This is a genomic window from Roseovarius ramblicola (assembly GCF_042430665.1).
Taxonomy (GTDB): Bacteria; Pseudomonadota; Alphaproteobacteria; order Rhodobacterales; family Rhodobacteraceae; genus Roseovarius; species Roseovarius ramblicola.
In genome coordinates this window covers 104,033-124,158 of the sequence record NZ_JBHMEC010000008.1, presented here as the reverse complement: position 1 = coordinate 124,158, position 20,126 = coordinate 104,033, and the positions used below count along the sequence as shown (strand labels likewise).

16 protein-coding genes are annotated in these 20,126 nt (G+C 69.5%); 5 read left to right on the top strand and 11 right to left on the bottom strand.

Going from position 1 to position 20,126, the window contains the following annotated elements; all coding sequences use genetic code 11:
- Positions 1-7: 7 nt before the first annotated feature.
- On the top strand, positions 8-835 hold the full coding sequence (locus ACFFU4_RS04120) for an SDH family Clp fold serine proteinase (protein WP_377067337.1): 828 nt from the start codon (positions 8-10) through the stop codon (positions 833-835).
- An 8-nt stretch (positions 836-843) separates the two neighbouring features.
- On the opposite strand, the gene ACFFU4_RS04115 is transcribed toward ACFFU4_RS04120, so the two are convergent.
- Positions 844-1,776 carry an orotidine 5-phosphate decarboxylase gene (locus ACFFU4_RS04115; protein WP_377067335.1) on the bottom strand — a complete coding sequence of 311 codons (933 nt, stop codon included), beginning with the start codon at positions 1,774-1,776 and terminating at the stop codon, positions 844-846.
- A gap of 68 nt (positions 1,777-1,844) precedes the next feature.
- Positions 1,845-2,891 carry a Glu/Leu/Phe/Val family dehydrogenase gene (locus tag ACFFU4_RS04110; protein ID WP_377067333.1) on the bottom strand — a complete coding sequence of 349 codons (1,047 nt, stop codon included), beginning with the start codon at positions 2,889-2,891 and terminating at the stop codon, positions 1,845-1,847.
- 187 nt (positions 2,892-3,078) lie between these two features.
- On the opposite strand from ACFFU4_RS04110, the gene ACFFU4_RS04105 reads away from it, so the two are divergent.
- Positions 3,079-4,002 (top strand): hypothetical protein, encoded by a 924-nt coding sequence (locus tag ACFFU4_RS04105; protein WP_377067331.1) that lies wholly within the window; start codon positions 3,079-3,081, stop codon positions 4,000-4,002.
- A 106-nt stretch (positions 4,003-4,108) separates the two neighbouring features.
- The gene (locus ACFFU4_RS04100; protein WP_377067329.1) at positions 4,109-4,564 is read left to right on the top strand and encodes an Lrp/AsnC family transcriptional regulator; all 456 of its coding nucleotides are present in this window, start codon (positions 4,109-4,111) and stop codon (positions 4,562-4,564) included.
- Between the two features lie 12 nt (positions 4,565-4,576).
- Here ACFFU4_RS04100 and ACFFU4_RS04095 read toward each other — a convergent pair whose 3' ends face one another.
- Genes ACFFU4_RS04095 through ACFFU4_RS04085 form a run of 3 tightly spaced genes read right to left on the bottom strand, consistent with a single transcriptional unit; the run spans position 4,577 to position 8,959 of the window.
- A complete protein-coding gene (locus ACFFU4_RS04095) occupies positions 4,577-5,746 on the bottom strand; it encodes a pyridoxal phosphate-dependent aminotransferase (protein ID WP_377067327.1) in 1,170 nt (389 codons plus the stop codon).
- Positions 5,743-6,969: a class I SAM-dependent methyltransferase gene (locus ACFFU4_RS04090; RefSeq protein ID WP_377067325.1), complete on the bottom strand. Its 1,227-nt coding sequence runs from the start codon at positions 6,967-6,969 to the stop codon at positions 5,743-5,745. Before ACFFU4_RS04090 ends, ACFFU4_RS04095 begins: the two co-directional genes overlap by 4 nt.
- A gap of 52 nt (positions 6,970-7,021) precedes the next feature.
- Complete coding sequence (locus tag ACFFU4_RS04085) at positions 7,022-8,959, bottom strand: AsmA family protein (protein ID WP_377067323.1); 1,938 nt, start codon at positions 8,957-8,959, stop codon at positions 7,022-7,024.
- A 105-nt stretch (positions 8,960-9,064) separates the two neighbouring features.
- Here ACFFU4_RS04085 and rimO point away from each other — a divergent pair, with 105 nt between their 5' ends.
- Together rimO and glmM are read left to right on the top strand one after the other, a co-directional pair.
- On the top strand, positions 9,065-10,456 hold the full coding sequence (gene rimO, locus ACFFU4_RS04080; protein WP_377067321.1) for a 30S ribosomal protein S12 methylthiotransferase RimO: 1,392 nt from the start codon (positions 9,065-9,067) through the stop codon (positions 10,454-10,456).
- A 114-nt stretch (positions 10,457-10,570) separates the two neighbouring features.
- Entirely contained in the window at positions 10,571-11,911 is a 1,341-nt protein-coding gene (gene glmM / locus ACFFU4_RS04075; protein WP_377067319.1) for a phosphoglucosamine mutase, read from the top strand.
- A 267-nt stretch (positions 11,912-12,178) separates the two neighbouring features.
- Here glmM and ACFFU4_RS04070 read toward each other — a convergent pair whose 3' ends face one another.
- The 6 genes from ACFFU4_RS04070 to moaB form a co-directional block, all read right to left on the bottom strand.
- Positions 12,179-13,225 (bottom strand): threonine aldolase family protein, encoded by a 1,047-nt coding sequence (locus ACFFU4_RS04070; protein WP_377067317.1) that lies wholly within the window; start codon positions 13,223-13,225, stop codon positions 12,179-12,181.
- Positions 13,225-13,704 (bottom strand): YcgN family cysteine cluster protein, encoded by a 480-nt coding sequence (locus ACFFU4_RS04065; RefSeq protein ID WP_377067315.1) that lies wholly within the window; start codon positions 13,702-13,704, stop codon positions 13,225-13,227. Before ACFFU4_RS04065 ends, ACFFU4_RS04070 begins: the two co-directional genes overlap by 1 nt.
- Complete coding sequence (locus ACFFU4_RS04060; protein WP_377067313.1) at positions 13,701-14,639, bottom strand: bifunctional riboflavin kinase/FAD synthetase; 939 nt, start codon at positions 14,637-14,639, stop codon at positions 13,701-13,703. Before ACFFU4_RS04060 ends, ACFFU4_RS04065 begins: the two co-directional genes overlap by 4 nt.
- Positions 14,640-14,659: 20 nt before the next feature.
- The gene (locus ACFFU4_RS04055; RefSeq protein ID WP_377067311.1) at positions 14,660-18,031 is read right to left on the bottom strand and encodes an efflux RND transporter permease subunit; all 3,372 of its coding nucleotides are present in this window, start codon (positions 18,029-18,031) and stop codon (positions 14,660-14,662) included.
- A gap of 5 nt (positions 18,032-18,036) precedes the next feature.
- Positions 18,037-19,476 (bottom strand): efflux RND transporter periplasmic adaptor subunit, encoded by a 1,440-nt coding sequence (locus ACFFU4_RS04050; protein WP_377067309.1) that lies wholly within the window; start codon positions 19,474-19,476, stop codon positions 18,037-18,039.
- A 105-nt stretch (positions 19,477-19,581) separates the two neighbouring features.
- On the bottom strand, positions 19,582-20,124 hold the full coding sequence (gene moaB, locus ACFFU4_RS04045; protein WP_377067307.1) for a molybdenum cofactor biosynthesis protein B: 543 nt from the start codon (positions 20,122-20,124) through the stop codon (positions 19,582-19,584).
- Positions 20,125-20,126: the final 2 nt, after the last annotated feature.

The following is a 20,126-nucleotide window of genomic DNA, read 5'->3' as shown; positions in this document are numbered from 1 at the left end:
GAGCGCGATGGATTTCTCCTTCTCCAATCTCATCTTTCTCGCCTTCCTGGTGATTGTCCTGCAACCGTTTCTGACCGGCAGGGTGTTCGCGCTGCGCCGCGCGCAGGCGATCCGCTCGATCGAACGGCGCCGCAAGAGCCGCGTCATCACCATGATTCACCGGCAGGAGCGGCGCAGCCTGTTCGGAATGAACATGTCCAACATGATCGGGCTGGAGGATGCGCAATCCATCATCTCGGCGATCAAGGCGACGCCGCGCGACACGCCCATCGACCTCGTGCTGCACACGCCGGGTGGGCTGGTGCTCGCGGCCATGCAGATTGCCCGCGCGGTCGAGGCACACCCGGCAAAGGTGACCGTTTTCGTGCCGATCTACGCCATGTCGGGCGGCACGCTCATCGCGCTGGCCGCCGACGAGATCGTGATGGGTGAATTCTCGATGCTGGGCCCCATCGACCCGCAGATCATGGGCATTTCCGCCGCCTCTATCCTCGCCGCGCGCGATGCCAAGCCGGTCGAGCATGTCTCGGACCTCGCTCTCGTGCTTGCCGATGTCAGCGAAAAGGCCACGGCGCAGGTCAAGCGCGGCGCGGTCGAGATCATGACGCCGCGAATCGCGCAGGACACGGCCGAGGCGCTGGCCGACACATTGGCCTCGGGGACATGGACGCATGATTACGCACTCACCCCCGACGAGGCCACCTCGCTCGGCCTTGCCGTGACCGTCGGCCTGCCGCAGGAGGTGCTAGACCTGATGAAGCTTTACCCTGCGCCGGTGCGCCAGTCGGCGGTCGAGTTCCTGCCGTTCGAGCCTCCCGGGCGGCGCATGGGCTGAAGCCCGTCCTACCCCGAAGACGGCACGAAGCGGATCACCCGCGTGCCCTCGGGCGTGGTGCTGCGATAGACCACCCGCGCAGGCAGGTGCAGGCGCAGCGTCTCGCGCGCCAGCGCCGGGTGCCAGTCCAGCCCGGTATCGAGGCAATTGGCATGGGTGCCGGTGTAGTCGTGCCGCGCCCGGACCCGGCGCAGGTCTCCGGCGTCGATATCGAGCCTGTGCGCGCCGAGCGTGACGTTTGCACCGTGCAGCAGCGCGCGGCCGACGCCCTCGGTCTGCGGCACCTGTCCGGGCAGGTCGGACCACGCGCCGCACAGATGCGCGCGCCCGCTCACCGGCACGATCTCTGCAGCCACGCGCAGCCCGCCGCCGCCAGTGTAGTGGCCACCGGCGACCACCGCGCCGGAGGACAGGCGCACGAGGCCGCTCTGGCGGCGCAGGACCGGGATGATCTCCAGCGAGCCGCCAAGTGCCCCGGGGCCGCTCTGTTGAAAGCGCACCGCATGGCCGCCGTCGTCGTGCGTACCCGGCGAGATCACCTGTCGCGGCAGGAAAACCTCGGGCACGCGGCCAGCGCGCCACGGCAGGTCGAGCGCGATGCAGCGCGCCCGCACCCCGGCATAATCGAGCCGTGGCGCAATCTTCGGCAGCAAGCCGAGACCGGAGAGGAGCCGCGTCCCACCCGAATAAACGCTCGCATCGGACAGGATGCTGCGGGACGCTCCCTTGGTGTAGACGCTTTGGCTGCCGCTTTCGGCCCAGGCACCGCACAGCGCGGTTTTGCCCTCGGCCGTGCGCCGCAACTCGGTGGCGACGGTCATGCCGCCGCCGGTGCTATAGCTGCCATGCGCAAGGCTCACGCCCGGGCCGAGCCGTGTTTCTGCGGCCGCGGGCGGCCCTCCCATGGCGGTCATCAGGACAATGAGAAGGGCAGGGCGCATGGCGAAACCTCCGGCCGGAATCGGTCCGAGCGTAGCAGGGCCGTGCGCGCGGCTCAATTCGCGGGTCCTCACACCGCCCGGGCCAGAAGCGCCTCTTCCACCATCCGGTCCGCGATCGCGGCCGGGCTGATGTCCTCGCCCGCGGCGCGTGTCAGGATGTCATCCATACGTTTACGTACCGCGCCGAGACGCTCCTCCACCCACGCCGCGCGATCCCCGACATGCAGGATCTCGGCAGAGACGTTGATGATGCCGCCGCCATTGGCCACGTAATCGGGCAGGTAGAGGATACCGCGCGCGTGCAGACGGTCGGCGTCCTGCGGCGTCGCAAGCTGGTTGTTGGCCGCGCCGCAGATCATGCGCGCGCGCATCTCCGGGATCGTGTCCGCGTTCAGCACCCCGCCGATGGCGCATGGGGCGACAATGTCGGCCTCGGTGGCAAGGATCGTGTCCGGCTCCACCGCCTCGGCGCCGAATTCCCGTGCCGTGGTCGCGACCCGCGCGGCGTCCATATCCGCCACGCTCAGCCGCGCGCCCGCCTCGTGCAGGATGCGGCACAGGTGCCAGCCGACATGCCCCAGCCCCTGCACCGCCACATGCCGCCCGGCCAGGTCGTCGATCCCCCAGACCTTTGCCGCCCCCGCGCGCATCGCCGCCACCACGCCGCCCGCCGTGACCGGCGACGGATCGCCGCTGGCGTGCTGCCCCTGGTCGCGCCCGGCGACATAGCGCGTCGCGCGCGCGATCTCGGCCATGTCCTCGGGGCTCATGCCCATGTCCTCGGCGGTCCAGTAGCGGCCCCCGAGCGCGTCGATGGCGCGCCCCATCGCGCGCAACAGGGCGGGCGTCTTGTCCGCCGCCGGATCGCCCATGATCACCGCCTTGCCACCGCCCAGCGGCAGCCCGGCGGCGGCGTTCTTGTAGCTCATTCCCCGCGACAGGTTGAGCACATCGGCGAGCGCCGCGTCGTCGCTCTCGTAGACGCGCATCCTGAGCCCCCCCGCCGCCGGGCCAAGCCGGGTGGAATGCAGCGCGATAAAGCCGCGCAGCCCGGTCCCGGCATCCTCGACGCGGTAAACCTCTTCGTGCGAAGAAATGGAAAGACGTGTCAGCATGGTGGAATCCTCCTCGACTGCAAGGTAAGCTCGCGCACGCGCGAAAAAACGCCAATTGCCGCTCACAAAACCGCACGTTTTGGAGATGATCCGCATTATTCGTGCCGACAACAGGATTTTTGGCCCTAAACTGATCTCGGCGTCCACCGTGCTGATGGACGGAGGGGCCGACGAAAGGAGAGGTTGCATGACCGACATTCAGTTCGACCGCCTTGTCGACCTGCCGCTCCGCGAAGCGTGGTCGAATGAAGCGCAGGAGTTTACCCCGTGGCTTGCGCAGAACATCGACCACCTGTCCGACGTCATCGGCATAACGCTCGAAATCACCGGCACCGAGGTCGCCGTTGAAACCTTTAGCGCCGATATCCTCGCCCGCAATCCGATGGATGACAGCATCGTTTTGATCGAAAACCAGTTGGAGATGACGGACCACACCCACCTTGGCCAGATCATGACCTACCTTGCCGGGTTGGAGGCGCAGACGGTCATATGGATCGCCCCCGCGTTTCGCGAGCCGCACCTTTCGGCTATTCGCTGGCTTAATAAACACACTGCTGACGGGTTTTCCTTTTTCGCCGTCAAGGCGCGTGTGGTGCGCATCGGCAAAAGCCCCTACGCGCCGATCTTCGAGGTGGTCGAGAAGCCCAACGATTGGGAGCGCGAGATTAAGCAGAAGGCCACCGGAGACGGAGCAGCCTATTATGACATCAAGGAAAGGTTCTGGCAGGATTTCATGACCCGCCACCCGGCGTTGGCCGAGGCGGGGTTTCGCGTCTGGCGCTATCCCAACAATTACACTCAGGTGCACGATGCGCCGTATATCAACCTATCGGTCTGGATCGGCCGGAACGAGAGCGGGATTTACCTGCGCAGTGGCTGGGGCGAGCCCTCGGAGCCTGTCGCGGACCTATTGGGCCCTGACAGAGAAAGGCTGGAGTCTCAGCTCGGCACCGCGTTCGGACCTTCCGGGCGCGGCAAGCATTTTCTCGCCAAGAACTTTTCCAACGGCCACGAGGCGGCGGATTGGGCACCGATCATGGACTGGATGAACGAGCAGATCGAAAGCTACAGCAGCGCATTGGCACCGGTGCTGAATGCGAGAAGCGCATGACCGGCTGCACGACAGCAACCGACACCATTGGTCTCTTTGGCGCGCGTGTGGAAGTGGTCGACGCGCAGGGAAACCTCAACCTCGACGGGTCGCGATCTTGGTGAAAATGGACCGGATTGACCACAAGATCATGTCCGCCCTGCAACGCGACGGGCGGCGCAAGCTTGCCGACCTCTCGGCAGAGGTGGGGCTGTCGCCGACCCCGCTCGCGCGGCGCATCGCCCGGCTCGAGAACGAGGGCGTCATCACCGGCTACGGGGCCCGCGTCGATCAGGACCGGCTCGGCCTGCCGCTCAACGCCTTTGTCTTCGTCGAGCTCGACCAGCACAGCCGCGACGCGATCCGCACCTTCGAGGCCCGGCTGCGTCAGTTCGACGAGGTCATGGAATGCTACCTCATGACCGGCACGCGCGACGTGCTGATCCGCGTGGTGGCCGCCGATCTCGCGGCCTTCGACCGGTTTCTCGAGGACGGGCTGATGCAGACACCCGGCATCCGCGCCATGCGCACCAGCTTTGCCCTGCGCACCATGATCCGGCGCGACGCGCTTCCCGAGGTCTGAGGCGGCCCGCCCTCAGAGCAGCGCGCCGATGCGCGTCATTGCCTCCTCGATGGCCTCGATCGAATTGGCATATGAAAACCGCAGGAATCCCGCGCCCTCCACACCAAAGGACGTGCCCGCGATCGCCGCCACTCCTGCCTCTTCGAGAAACCGGTCCTGCGCCTCGCCCGCGCTCATTCCCGTGCCTTGGATATTGGCAAAGGCATAGAACGCCCCGCCCGGATCGGTGCAGCGCACCCCCGGCAGCGCATTCAGCCGCGACACGATCACCCGACGTCGCGCGTCAAAGGCGCGCATCATCCCGTCCACCGCGTCCTGCGGCCCGGTCAGCGCGGCGATCCCGGCATGCTGCGCGGCGGCGTTGACGCAGGAATGATCATTGATGCAGAGCCGCGTGACATGGGGTACGAGGCTCTCGGGCCAGACCGCATAGCCCAGCCGCCAGCCGGTCATCGCGTAGGTCTTGGACCAGCCGTCGAGCAGGATGAGCCGGTCGCGGATCTCCGGGTACTGCAAGAGCGAGACATGGTCCCGCCCGCCATAGAGCATCCGGCTGTAGATCTCGTCCGACAGCACCGCCACCTGCGGGTGATCCGCCAGCCCCGCCACCAGCCGGTCCACCTCCTCGCGCGGGGTGACGCCGCCGGTGGGGTTGGCGGGGCTGTTGAGAATGATCAGCCGCGTGGCGGGCGTGATCCGCGCCAGCACCGCTTCGGCATCGAAGGCAAAGCCGGTTTCCTCGTGCAGCGGATATGGCACGGCGCGCGCGCCGCTGTAGTCGATCACCGATTTGTAGATCGGAAAGCCCGGATCGGGATACATGATCTCGGCCCCCGGTTCGCCGAACATCAGCCCGGCAAAGAACATGGTGGGCTTGCCGCCCGGTACCACCACCACGCAGCCGGGATCGACCTCTGCCCCGTGGCGCGCGTGCAGGTCTGCGGCCACCGCCTCGCGCAGCGCCGGGATGCCGTTGGCGGGGGTATAGCCGTGATGGCCATCGCGCAGCGCCCTGACGCCTGCCTCCACGATATGCGGCGGCGTCGGAAAATCCGGCTGCCCGATGCCGAGATTGACGATGTCGCGGCCCCCGGCTGCCAGCGCCTGCGCGCGCGCCAGCACGGTAAACGCCGATTCGGTACCTAGCCGCGCCAGGCTCTGGGCAAGGATCATGCCGGTCATTTTGGGATCTCTCCTGTCATGCCCCGGCCCCGCCGCAGGATCGTCGAATAAAGCAGCAGGCCGTGATCCGCCAGTTGCCGTTCCACCGGGGCCCAGAGCGATGCAAACGCGATCGGGTCGATCCCGGCCTGCCGCCCGATCTCGGCCAGATTGCGCCGCCCGTTCACCGCGGCAATCAGCGGCGCAGCGCCGCGCGGCAGGTCGGGCCGCGCCTCGACCCCTCCCATGCGCAGCACGGGGCGCTGTCCCCGTGTCAAGGCGCGCGCGAGGTCTCCGGCGCGCACGCCCTTGAGATGCGGCACCAGTGCCGGTTTGCTCCCCTTCGCCGGGCGGCGCGCTTCGGTGGCGCGCACCGCATAGCCCACATGGGTCTTGATCGTGCCGGTCAGCTTCTCGGCCAGCGCCATCCGCTCCACCGGCCCCAGATGGCCGGGCGGCTCGGTGATCCGGCCGAGGTCATAGAGCGCGGGCATGGCGAATCCCGCCAGCGCCCAGCCGGTTTCTTCCAGCATCGCGATCAGGGCGCTCACGTCGAACGCGCGATCCTGACTGTGCAACAGCAGGTCGTAGAAGCCCGCATCGCTGTCCTTGTGATCCCCGAGGTTGGGGTTGCACCGAAACGGGTGCCCCTCGGGCAGCGCCGCCACCAGCTTGCGCGCCGCTTTCAGCCGCGCCTCGGGTGGCTGCCCTTTGAGTAGCTGTCCGAACGCCTCCTGCAACGGGTAGACGCCCGACCGGCCATAGGGTGCATAGACCATGAACCCCATGCCGCCCCCCGGTGCCAGTGCCGCCAGAAGCGCGCGAAACCCCGCCGCCGGATCGGGCAGGTGATGCAGCACGCCGCAACAGTCGATATAATCGAATTCGCCCAGATCGGCGGCCTCCATCAGGCTGCCGGTGACAAAACGGATACCGTCAAGGCCCCGCACCCGCGCCCGCGCCTCGGCCACCCGGCGCGCGGCCCCCGACAAATCCAGGTAGGTGATCTCCGCCACCCGCCCCGCGTCGGCCATCTGCTGCGCCACCTGTATCAGCCCGTCGCCGGTGCCGCCCCCCGCCACCAGCACGCGCAGGGGCCGCGACCAGTCGCGCCCGCCGCCGTAGATGAAATGGTCGATCTCCAGCACATGCGAGGGCGAGCCGGTGATCAGCCGCTTGCGCTCATCCTCCGGGTCGCGCTCGGGGTAGGGGTAGGCCTCGTATTGCGCCCTGACCTCGCTCATGCGCGCGGCCCCCGCGTCTTCTTGGCAAAAATACTCAAATCCTGTGTCCGCCTCACTCGAAGAGCTTGCGAAGCTCGCGTTTCGCACGGTCCTCGATCTTGTCCTTCGCAGCGTCCTCGAGGTTCTGCCCCTCCTCGGGCGCGATGTCGAGCCGGTCCCTGACCTCCTGTTCGAGCCGCTCCTCGGCCTTTTCGCGCTCGGCGTCGAGATTCATGTCGATGGCCTTCTCAAGGTCCGGCACGATCCGCGGGCTCTCCCACGGGCCACGGATGCGCACCGGAATCGCCAGACCCCGCGATGTCTCGCCCTCGAGCAGCACCGGCGTGAACAGATAGTCGATGTCGCGCGCACCCAGCCCGATGCGGCCCGTGCCCTCGGCGCGGATGAGCGGCAGGCGCATCACGAGGTCGTCGTTGCGCAGGTTGCCGCCTTCCATGGTAAAACTCGCGCTCATCGCGTCGAAGATCGTCGTGCCGCCGGTCACATCGCCCGCGCGCATCAGCCGGTCGAGGTCGATCCCCGAGATCACGCCGCGTCCGGTCTCGAACCGCCCGTCGCCGCTCAGGCTCTTCATGATCGCGTCGGTCGAATTGCCGATGCCGAGAAAATTCAGCGTGCCGCCTGCCTTGGTGGAAAATCGTGTGATTCCAGCGGCGTCGGTGAGAAACCGCTCCATGTCGAGCCCCTCGGCGCGCAGCGATCCGCCCACCGACAGCCCTGAGCGGTTGTTGACCACGAACTCGCCGGTCACGAGGCCGTCATAGCCGCGCACCTCGCGCAGATCGAACACGGCGCGCGACCTGTCGAGCGTCATCAGCGTGCGGGTGCGCCCAAGCTTCAGATCGCCCAGGTCGATGCTGTCGGCGGTGAACGCCATCTCGCCATTGGCCAGCGCCAGCGCCCCGGCGTCGATGGGCGCCTGCGACCAGCCCGCCGCGGCGCCGCCCGCATCGGTCCTGGCCGTGTCGCCACCGCCAAGGCGCGACAGATCGAGCGCGCCCGCCGCGATCTGTGCGTTGAAGCGTGGCACGTCGCCTGCCAGGGCGACATCCGCCGCGCCGGTGAGGGTGTTGCCGCCAACCTGCAGGTTCAGGTCGCGAACCGACAGGTTCATGGCCTCGGTCACCGTGACGGTGGCCCCGGCCTTCACGGCCTGCCCCATCCCCTCGGGGAGGCTGGCCCCGGCCATCCCGAGGTTGCCCAGAAACGCGCCGGTATCGCCGAGGTCGAGACCGAGCCGCCCCTGCATCTGCGGCTGCACGCCCGCGCGCCCGTCAAAGGCCACCTGGCCTCCCGCCGTCTCCAGCGTCGCGGCGACCGCGGTCACCGCCCCGTCGAGAAACCGGCCCACCTGTTCGACCCGCCCGGTGACCGAAACCGGCCCGCCACCACGGGAAAAGGAGGCCTCGAAATCCGCCGTTCCGTCATATTCCGGCCAGCGCAGGTCGAGGTCGAGATCGCGCAGTTCCTCCACCGTGCCCGCCGCGTGATCGGTGTAGGTGAGCCGCGCCCCCGTCACCAGCGCCCGGTCGAGCGTCAGCGCCAGCCGCTGCGAAGTGGCCGGGGCGCTGCCGTCCGTCTCCTGCCCCGAGGGGGCGACGCCATCGACACCCAACTCCCAGTTCACACGTCCGTCGGCGGCGCGCTCCAGCCGGATCTCGGGGGCGGCGATCTCCAGCCCGGTGATGCGGATGTCGCCGCCGAACAGCGCCACCGGCCTCACCCCGATCTTGAGGCTGTCGGCGCGGAGCATCGGCCCGGCGCCGGACCAGTCGGCATTGGCGATCTCGACCGCCCCGGTGGCCACGCCGAGTACCGGATAGAGGCTGATCCGCGTGTCGCCCGACAGCGTCACCTCGCGCCCCGTGGCCCTGGTGATCTGGTCCGCGGCGATCGCGGCGATACGCGCGCCCGGCAGAAAGAACAGCGCGCCGATCAGGATCGCCGCGACCAAGATGACAAGCCCGATCAGCCGGAATATCCACCGCATGACGCCCTCCTTCCATACCGTGACCCAACACTAGGTCCGTCGCGCGGGCGGGGGCAACCGCTTTTGCCCTTCCCGCACGCAGGCTTGACCGTTATATCGCGGTCCATGTCGCAGAACCCTCCCGATCTTCGCCCCGATCTGGCGCCGCGCGCGCGGCTGACAGAGACACCGCGCCGTGGACAGCCCGCCATCGGCATGGTCAGCCTCGGCTGTCCCAAGGCGCTGGTGGATGCCGAGCGCATCCTCACGCGGCTGCGCGCCGAGGGCTATGGCATCTCGGCCGATTACACCGGGGCCGACGCGGTGATCGTCAATACCTGCGGGTTTCTCGACAGCGCCAAGGCCGAGAGCCTTGACGCCATCGGCGAGGCGCTGGCCGAGAACGGCCGGGTGATCGTGACGGGATGTCTGGGGGCCGAGCCCGAGTATATCACCGGCGCGCATCCGAAGGTGCTGGCCGTGACCGGCCCGCATCAATACGAGCAGGTGCTCGATGCCGTGCACGCCGCCGTGCCGCCCGATCCCGACCCGTTCATCGACCTGCTGCCCGCCTCGGGCGTGCGCCTGACCCCGCGCCACTACAGCTACCTCAAGATTTCCGAGGGCTGTAACCACAAGTGCAAGTTCTGCATCATCCCCGACATGCGCGGAAAGCTGCAATCGCGGCCCGCCCATGCGGTGATCCGCGAGGCCGAAAAGCTGGTCGAAAGCGGCGTGCGCGAACTGCTGGTGATCTCTCAGGACACCTCGGCCTATGGTGTCGATATCAAGCACGCCGAGGCGAATGGCCACCGCGCCCATATCACCGATCTGGCGCGCGATCTGGGGTCGCTCGGGGCGGGGGCCGGAAATGATTTGTGGGTCCGGCTGCATTACGTCTACCCCTACCCGCATGTGCGCGACCTCATCCCGCTGATGGCAGAGGGGCTGGTGCTGCCCTATCTCGACATCCCGTTCCAGCACGCCCATCCCGACACGCTCAAACGCATGGCCCGGCCCGCGGCGGCGGCAAGGACGCTGGACGAGATCGCCGCCTGGCGCCGCGACTGCCCGGAGATCGCCCTGCGCTCGACATTCATCGTCGGCTATCCGGGCGAGACGGAGAGCGAATTCCAGACGCTGCTGGATTGGCTGGACGAGGCGCAACTCGACCGCGTCGGCTGTTTCAAATACGAGAACGTCGCCGGTGCGCGATCGAACGCGCTGCCGGGCCATGTGCCCGAGGAGGTCAAGCAGGACCGCTGGGACCGGTTCATGGCCAGGGCACAGGCGATTTCGGAGGCGAAACTGGCCGCCAGGGTCGGCCAGCATCTCGACGTCATCGTCGACGATATCGACGCGGACGGCATCGCGACGACCCGCACCAGGGCGGACGCACCGGAGATCGACGGCAACCTGTTCATCGACCAGGGCACCGAGGGGCTGTCGGTCGGCGATATCGTCACCGTCGAGGTGGACGAGGCGGGGGAGTACGATCTGTGGGGTGTCCTGCGCTGACCTCACGGGCGGCGCGCTGCCGGGCGGAGGCACCGGCCTTGTGGGCGTAACCGCGCCCGTGCTAAAGCCAGCCTGACGTCGGATCACGTCAGGGTTGTGTTCGGGAGGGCGGTCATGGGCAAGCGGCTATTCGGAACCGACGGTGTTCGCGGGCAGGCCAATTCGTGGCCGATGACCGCCGATATGGCACTCCGGCTCGGGGCCGCGGCGGGGCGCTATTTCCGCACCGACAAGCACGAACACCGCGTGGTGATCGGCAAGGACACGCGGCGCTCTGGCTACATGCTGGAATACGCGCTGACGGCCGGATTCACCTCGACGGGGATGGACGTGTTTCTCCTCGGGCCGGTGCCGACGCCCGCCATCGGCTATCTCACGCACAGCCTGCGCGCCGATGTCGGCGTGATGATCTCGGCCAGTCACAACCCGGCGGACGACAACGGCATCAAGCTCTTCGGTCCCGACGGGTTCAAGCTCAGTGACGAGGCCGAGAGCGCGATCGAGGGCCTGCTTGAGGAGGGGGTCAGCCTGTCGGCCCCCGGAAATATCGGCAGGGCGCGGCGCGTCGAAGATGCGCGCGGGCGCTATGTGGAATATGCCAAGACCACCTTTCCCCGCCGCCGCCGCCTTGGCGGGCTGCGCGTCGTGGTCGACTGCGCCAACGGGGCCGCCTATCGCACCGCGCCCGAGGTGCTGTGGGAGTTGGGGGCCGAGGTGATCGCCCTGGGGGTGGAGCCGGACGGCTACAACATCAACCTCGGCTGCGGCTCCACCCGGCCCGAGGCCGCCGCGCGCAGGGTGCTGGAGACGCGCGCCGATCTCGGTATCTGCCTCGACGGCGATGCCGACCGGGTGGTGCTCATCGACGAGCAGGGCCGCGTCGCCGACGGCGATCAGTTCATGGCACTCATCGCGACGCGCTGGGCGCGCGAGGGGCGGCTGGCGGGGGACACATTGGTGGCGACGGTGATGTCCAATCTCGGGCTCGAACGGCACCTCGCGGCGCAGGGGATCGCGCTCAAGCGCACGCCGGTGGGCGACCGTCAGGTGGTCGAGGCGATGCGCGCGGGCGGGCACAACCTCGGTGGCGAGCAGTCGGGCCATATCGTGATGACCGATTACGCCACCACCGGTGACGGGCTGATCGGGGCGTTGCAGTTCCTCGCCGCGATGGTCGAGACCGGGCAGGCGGCGAGCGAGTTGGCGCAGGTGTTCGAGCCGGTGCCGCAGCGCCTTGTCAACGTGCGTTTCGCCGAGGGCAAGACCCCGCTCAAGACCGATATCGTGCAGAGTGCGGTGGCCGAGGCAGAGGCCGAACTCGGCGGTGACGGGCGGCTCCTGATCCGCGAGTCCGGCACCGAGCCGCTCATCCGCGTTATGGCCGAGGCGGTGGATGCGCGCGTGCTCGACCGGGTGATGACCCGGCTCGTGGGCGCGGTGGAAGAGGCTAGCTGAGCGCGGCGTGCGGTGCTGGCCTGAAGCGGATGTTCGGGGTGAGCCGCGCCATCGCATGTCCGCGGGCAGGCGAGCCAACGGTCTCTTCAGAGCGCTTTATCCCTCCATACCCGCAAAACATGCAATCGGCGCGCTGGCTGAGCCACATCGCCTGTCCGGGGGGCGGACATGCGATGGCGCGGCGGCCTTCGGCCTTGATTCCGCGCCGAGGGAAGGCAGGCAAATGGCAGCAACAGGCCATCCGCGCCCCGGACACGCGGCGCGGTTCTACCCCGCCGCCATTTCCAGGAACCGGTCGATCTCGTCCTCGCCCACCGACCAGTCGCAGACGAACCGGGCCATCAGGGGCTCGTCCTCCGGGCCCGAATCGAGCGGCCCCTCGTAGAGCGCATAGGCCGCGCCCGCCGCCATCAGACGCCGGTGGGTGGCGCGGGGCAGGCGGGCGAAGATCATGTTGACCTCGCGGTCATGGACCATCCCGGCCCCCGGCACCGCGCGCAGCCCCTCGGCCAGCCGCGCCGCGCGGGCATTGGCGGTCTGCGCCGCGTCGCGCCAGGCATCATCGGCGAGATAGCCCAGCATCTGCGCCGAGAGGTAGCGGTGCTTGGAGAAGAGATGCGCCGAGCGCTTGCGCCGAAGCTCGAATTCCCAGGCGTTCTCGGGGTTGAAGAAGATCACCGCCTCGACCCCGAGGCAGCCGTTCTTGGTGCCGCCGAAGCTGACCGCGTCGATGCCCGCGCGCCACGTCATCTCGGCGGGGGGGCAGCCGAGCGCGGCGGCCGCGTTGGCAAAGCGCGCGCCGTCCATGTAGGTTGGCAGGCCGTGATCGCGCGTCACGCCGCAGAGTGCCGCGATCTCGTCGCAGGTATAGACGCGACCGCGCTCGGTGGCCTGGGTGAGCGACACCGGTCCGTGCTGCGGGGTGTGGACGTCGCCCGAGGGCCAGCCGCCGATGGCGCGGGCGAGCGCGTCCGGCGTCATCTTGTCGCCGTCGCCCACGAGGCTGAGCTTGGCCCCGCCGGTGAAGAATTCGGGCGCGTTGCACTCGTCGGTGTGGACATGGGCGAGCGGGGTGCAGAACACGGTCTGCCACGGCTCCGACAGCGTGGCGAGCGCCAGCGCGTTGGCCGCCGTGCCGGTGGCGACGAGGTAGACGCTGGCGCGCGGGGCCTCGAACAGGGTGCGCAGCCGGTCGCGCACCTCGTCCATCAGCGCTTCGGCCCCGTAGGACGGCGCGTGCCCGGCATTGGCGGCGATCATCGCCTCCATCACCTGCGGCAGGGCGGGGCCGGCATTGTCGGAGGCGAACTGCATCAGGTGGGCTCCTCTATGATGTGCTCTTCCCAGTCGTCCTCGGGCACCTCGAACTCGGGCACCGTGCGGTGCTGCATCGATACGCCCGCGTCATGCACGCTCTGCGGATCGCCGGAAATCAGCGGATGCCAGTCGAACAGCGGCTTGCCCTCGTAAAGCAGTTTGTAGGCGCAGGTTTCGGGCAGCCAGTAGGCGTGGCGCTCGATGCTGTGGGGTTTGAGCGAGATACATTCCGGCACGAATTGCTGGCGGATCGGATAGTGCGCGCAGCGGCAGGTGGTGTCGTCGAACAGCCGGCACGCCACGCGGGTCAGCGCCACCTCGCCGGTCTCGTCATCCTCCAGCTTGTTGAGGCAGCATTTGCCGCAGCCGTCGCAGAGCGCCTCCCATTCCCGTTGCGTCATGCGGTCGAGGCGCGTGGTTTCCCAGAAGCGGGGGCGCAGGCCGCTGCGGTCGATGGGATCGTCGGTGTCGCTCATGTCGCCGCCAGGATGTCGCGGGCGCGGGCGCAATCGGCATCCATCTGCGCGATGAAGGCGTCGAGGCTGTCGAATGTCTCTTCGGGGCGGAGGTAATCGACGAGGCCGACCGAGAGATGCGCGCCGTAGAGATCGCCGGAGAAATCGAACAGGAAGGTTTCGAGGTTGGGGGCCTCGCCCCGGAACATCGGCCGGACCCCCAGAGAGGCGGCACCATGATATTGGCCCGCGTGCGGCCCGTCGAGCACATCCACGAGCACCGCGTAGACGCCGAAACGCGGCGGGTGCAGCCCGGCGATGGACATGTTGGCGGTGGGGTATCCCAGCGTGCGCCCGCGCTGTTCGCCGCCCACCACGGGCCCTTCGATCCGGTGCCAGTGGCCCAGCATGGCGGCGGCGTCGCGCGGGCGGCCCTCGGTGAGCGCGGCGCGGATCGCTGTGGAGGAGACCTGACCGTCCACGCCTTCGAGCAGCGGGGCGATGGTCACGCCGAAGCCCATCCCGGTGCCGAACGCCTGCAGGTCGGCCGCATTGCCCGCGCGCCCCTTGCCGAAGCAGAAATCCGCCCCCACCACGACGTGGCGCAGCCCCAGCCCGCCGGCCAGCACCTCTGCCGCGAAGGCGCGGGGGCTGAGCCCCGCAAGGGCGGCGTTGAAGGGCAGTTCATAGAGCCGCTCGACCCCGATCTTTTCCAGCCGGTGGGTGCGCGCCTCGGCGCTCATCAGGCGAAAGGGCGGGGCGTCGGGGGCAAAGAATTCACGCGGGTGCGGCTCGAAGGTCAACACGCCGAGCGGCGCGCCGATCCGCGCGCCCGCGTCGCGGGCGATGTCGATGACGTGGCGGTGGCCCAGGTGGACGCCGTCGAAATTGCCGATGGCCACCGACGCGCCCCGGTCCGCCTCGGTGGCAAAGCTATGGTCCCGCACGATCCGCATGGCGCAGGCGTAGCGCCGGATCAGGGGCGGCGCAAGCCGCTTTGGCGGTGCCTGCGTGTCGTCGCCACGGCCCCGATCCAGGCCATTGCCACGAGCGCGGCGGTCCCGCCCGCCTGCAACACCAGCGCCGCCTGCATCGGCGCGAGCGGCACCAGCCCCGCCAGCGGAGCGGGCAGCGCGCCGGTGGCCAGCACCCAGCCCATCGTGGCCGCGAACCACAGGGCCAGAGCCGCGCCCGTGCCCCGCATCAGCACCGCCACGCCGCCGCGCCGCGCCCGCCAGCCGCGCGCCAGCGCCGTGAAGGGCCGCCCCATGTCGCGCCCGATGGCCAGCAGCGCGGGCATGAGGATCAGCACCAGCACCATGCCGAAGCCGAGGCCGTAGACCAGCGTGATGACCGTGGGCTTGAGGAACTGCGCCTGTGTCGAGCGTTCGAACAGCAACGGCGCGAGGCCGAGGACGGTGGTGAGCGTGGTCAGCACCACCGCGCGCAACCGGTCCGCGGTGCCTTCGATGATTGCCGGGAGGAGGCCGCGCCCGCGCGCGTGGCCGTCGATGGCGGTCACCAGCACGATGGAATCGTTGATGATGATGCCGGTCATGCCCAACAGTCCCACCACCGAGAACATCGACAGCGGCACGTCCCAATGCGCGTGCCCCCAGATCGCGCCGACGAGGCCGAACGGGATCACCGCCATCACCGCGAGGGGCCGCGCCCAGCTTGCGAACACCAGCGCCAGCACGAGGTAGATGCCCAGCAGCGTCAGCATCAGCCCCAGCCGCGCGTCGGCGAGGAAATCGTCCTCCTGCTCGCTGAGGCCGCCCATGCGGTATTCGACGCGATACTCGCCCGCGATGCGTGGCAGGATCTCGTCCCCGAGCGCGCGGGTGATCGCGGCGGCGCGGGCGGGATCGTCGCCCGAGATGTCGCCCGTCACCGTCACCAGCCGCAGCCCGTTCTCGCGCCGCACGGTGGAAAACCCGGTGCGCGTGGTGACGGTGACGATGTCGGCCACCGGCACGTAGTGGCCGGTGGCACCGCGCACCATCGTGGTGTCGAGGAAATCCGCCGACAGGTCCGCCTCGGGCAGCTCCACCCGTATCGTGGCCGAGCGCGGGCCGTCGGGATAGGTCGCCGCCTCGATACCGCTCACCCGGTTGCGAAGGGTGCGGCCGAGCGCGTCGATGTCGAAGCCGAGTGCCTGTCCGTGGGGGGTGAGTTCGAGCACCAGTTCGGCCTTGTCCCAGGCGAGTGTGTCCTCCAGCGCCGAGACCTCGGGCTCTTGCGCCAGCCGGGTCTTGAGCGCCTCGGCGGCGGCTTTGAGCGTCTCGGCCGTGGCGCCGTAGAGGGCGATGTCGATGGCGTCGCCGCCGGGGCCCGAGCGCGACCCGCGAAAGCTCAGCGCTTCGGTCATCGGCAGACGCGGCGCGCGGTCCTGAAGGTCGGCGAGGAAGGCGAAGCTGGAATAGGGGCGCAGGTCGGCGTCGATCAGTTCGATGGAGATGCCGCCCTTGAGGTCGTCGTCGCGGGTCTCGGACCCGGCCATGCCGCGCCCGGCATGGCCGCCGACCTGTGCCAGCACATGGCTCACCGGGTTTGTCCCGTGGCGCGCGGCATAGTCCTTGCCCAGGTCCTCTACCGCCTGCTGTACCGCGCGCATCTGCGCCAGCGCATCGGCGCGGGTGGCCCCGGGGGCCATCGCGAAATTGCCGGTGACGCTGCCGCGTTCGGGCGCGTTGAAAAAGCGCCATGTCACGTCGCCGCGCACCACGCTCGCGACCTGCGTGGCCAGCAGCAGCACCGCCCCCGCCAGCACCGCGTAGCGCGCCCGGATCACCAGCGCGATCAGCGGGCGGAAGCCGCGGTCGCGAAAGGCGGTGAAGGCGCGGTTCACCACCCGGCTGGGCACGTCGTACCACCGCTCGCGCGCCGAGCGCGCCAGCGCGTGGGCCATGTGGTTGGGCAGGATGAGGAAGCATTCCACCAGGCTCGCCGCCAGCACGGCGATGACGGTGAAGGGGATGTCGTAGATCAGGTCGCCGAACCGCCCGCCGATGATCGCCAGCCCGAAGAAGGCGATGAGCGTGGTGAGCGTGGCCGAGAACACCGGCAGCGCCATGCGCCCGGCGGCGCGTTCGGCGGCGACGGCGGGCGGTTCGCCCAGCCGCCGGTGGCGGGCGTCGGCGTGTTCGCCCACGACGATGGCATCGTCCACCACGATCCCCAGCGTGATGATGATGGCGAAGAGCGAGATCATGTTGAGCGTGAGCCCCGCCGCGTACATCAGCGCCAGCGCCGCCAGCATCGCCACGGGAATGCCCGCCGCCACCCAGAAGGCGGTGCGCGCGTTGAGAAACAGGAACAGCAGCCCGACCACCAGCGCCAGGCCGGTGGCGGCGTTGTCGAGCAGCATGGTCAGCCGGCTGGAAATGGCCTCGGACCGGGTGCGCACGAGATCGAGCGTCACGCCCTCTGGCAGGTTTTGCAGCATCCCGTCCGCAATCTGTTCCACCGTGGCCTGCACGTCGAGGGCGTCGCCCTCGGCGGGGCGGTCCACCCGCACGGCGACGGCGGGGGCACCGCCCACGTAATAGGCGAGGCCACGGTCGAGACCGCCTGCCTGCACGGTGGCCAGGTCGCCGATCTCCAGCGCGGTGCCGTCGGGGCGCAGGCGCAGCGGGATGGCGGCGATCTCGGCGGGGCTGCGCGCTTCGGTGCCGGTGCGCAGGCGGGCGTTGGCCCCGGTCACGTCGCCCGCGGGGTCGGCATCGACGCGCGCGGCGATGGCGGCGGCGATGTCGGCCATGGTCAGGTCATGGGCGACGAGCGCCTGCGCGGGCACCTCGACCCGTGTTTCGGGCACCGCGACCCCCGAGACCGTGGCGCGCGTCACCCCGGCGGCGAACAGCCGGGCGACGAATTCGTCGCCGGTGCGGGCGAGTTGCCCGGCCCCGACCGGCCCGGAGATGATCACGTCGGTCACCCGGTCATGCCACGCGCCGCGGCGCACCACCGGCTCCTCGGCGTCGTCGGGCAGGTCGGTGATCTGGTCGAGCGCGGACTCGACCTCGTCGGCGGCGCGGCCCATGTCCCAGCCCGGCTCGAATTCGAGCACCATCGCGGCGCTGTTCTCGCGGCTGGTGGCGCGGGCCTCGGTCACGCCTTCGACGGCGAGCAGAGCGGGCTCGACAAGCTGCACGATGCCGGCGTCGACGTCCTCGGCGCTCGCGCCGTCCCAGGCGACCGAGACGGTGACGTTGTCGATGACGATGTCGGGAAAGAATTGCGCGCGCATGTTGGGCGCGGCCATCAGCCCGAGCGCCACCAGCAGGATCAGGAGCAGGTTGGCCGCCGTGCGGTGGCGGGTGAAGAAAGAGATAATCCCGCCCAACGGCCTCAGCCCCCGACCCGCGATTCGATCCGCGCGACGGTGCGGGCGGGCACGCGGGCGCGGTCGAGATCGGCCAGCAGGCGGCGGCGCTCGTCCTCGGGCAGCGCGGTGTCGGCCTCGACCTGCGCGCGCAGCCGCGCGCGCCGTTCGTCGCTGAGCGACATGGTTTGCCCGGCACCGTCCCGGATGCGGCGCACCTTGAGGCCGGGGCCAAGCGCCGGGCTGCGCCCGGTGACGATCTCGCGGCCCGCCACGCCGGGCGCGCGGAGCAGCACGTCGTTGCCCTGCCGCCGCAACAACGTGACCGGCAGCACCTCGAGCCGATCGCCGTCCCCCACCGCCAGCACCGTGCCATCCCCGCCCAGCGCCGAGGCGGGAAGCCGCGCTACCCTCTCCAGCGGCGTCTCTTCGACGCTGACGCGCACGAAATCGCCCGGTTTCAACGCCGGGGCCCGGTCCAGCGCGGCAAAGATCATGCGCCCGCTCTCGCCCTCGGCCAGCGCGGCGGCCTCGCGCGCGATGCGGCCCGTGGCGCGGATCGTGGTGCCGCCGCTGTCGAGCGTGGCGGTGACCGGCAGGGGCAGCAGCGCGCCGTCGGAATCCAGCAGCCGCGCGTATTGCGCCGTGGAGACGCGGAACGCCACTTCGAGCGCGCCCCCGTCCACCAGCCGGGCAATCTGCTCGCCGACCGCGACGATGCCGCCCTCGATCGCGCTCACCTCGCTCAGCCGACCGGAGAACCCGGCGGTGATGCGCGTCTCGTCCAGCCGCCGCTCGGCCTCGGCCAGCGCCAGTTCGGCGCGCGACACCGCCGTGGCGGAGCGGTCGACGCGGGCCTCGGCCACCGCCAGCGCCTGTCGGCTGGCCAGCACCGCCTGCCGCGCCTGCATGACGTTGTACTCGGCGCTCTCGATGGCGGTGAGGGTGCCGACGCCGCGCTCTTCGAGATCGCGCTGCCGCGCCAGCGCGCGGGACTGAAGCGCCACCTGATCCTTGCGCGCGGCAAGCTCGTCGCGGGCCAGCAGCAGCGCGCGGTCGGCCTCGCGCGCCTCGGCGCGGGCATCGGCAAGGTCGATCCTTGCGCGTTCGCGGGCGTCCTCGGCCTCTGCCGGGTCGATCCGCGCGAGGAATTGCGCCGCCTCGACGGTGCCGCCCTCGACAAAGCCGGGGGCCAGTTCGACGATCTCGCCGGCCACCTGCGCGCGGATATCGAGGGTGCGGCGGCTCTCGATCCGGCCGAACGCCGCGAGCCGGGGGGTAACGGTTTCGGCTTCGGGCGTGACGGTGCGCACGGCGAACACGCGCTCACGCCGCTCGGGGGCGGTGGTGTCGCGCGCCATGCGCGCCCCGACCGCGTCCCGGATCACTTGCCCGGCATAGCCGAGCAGCCCCGCCGTCAGCGACAGGATGAAAAGCCCCAGTAAACCCTGGCGCAGAAACCGCATGGCGCGCCCTCTCGTGCGACCGGTCCGGCTGGCGTGCGGACCCCGTTGAATCTAGCCATCGCCGGGCAAAAGCCAAGCCACGGGACCGTTACACGCGCGGTGCGCTCATTTCCGGCGCTGGTGCTCGTCGAGACGCGGCATGATCTCGACGAAATTGCAGGGGCGGTGGCGGTAGTCGAACTGGTGGCACAGGATCTCGTCCCAGGCGTCCTTGCAGGCGCCGGGGCTGCCGGGCAGGGCGAAGAGATAGGTGCCGCCCGCCACGCCGCCGGTGGCGCGGCTCTGGACCGCCGATGTGCCGATCTTCTGCATCGAGACGATGGTAAAGACCGTGCCGAAGGCGTCGATCTCTTTCTCATAGACGTCGCGATGCGCCTCGACGGTGACATCGCGCCCGGTGAGCCCGGTGCCGCCGGTGGAGAGCACCACGTCGATCCCGGGGTCGGCGATCCATTCGCGCAACTGCCCGGCGATCTGGTCGCGTTCGTCGCGGACCACCATGCGATCGGCCAGCGTGTGGCCCGCCGCCTCGATCCGCTCGGCCAGCACGTCGCCCGAGCGGTCCTGCGTCAGGTCGCGCGTGTCCGACACGGTCAGCAGCGCGATGCGAACGGGGATGAAATCCCTGGTCTCGTCGATGGGCGGCATGC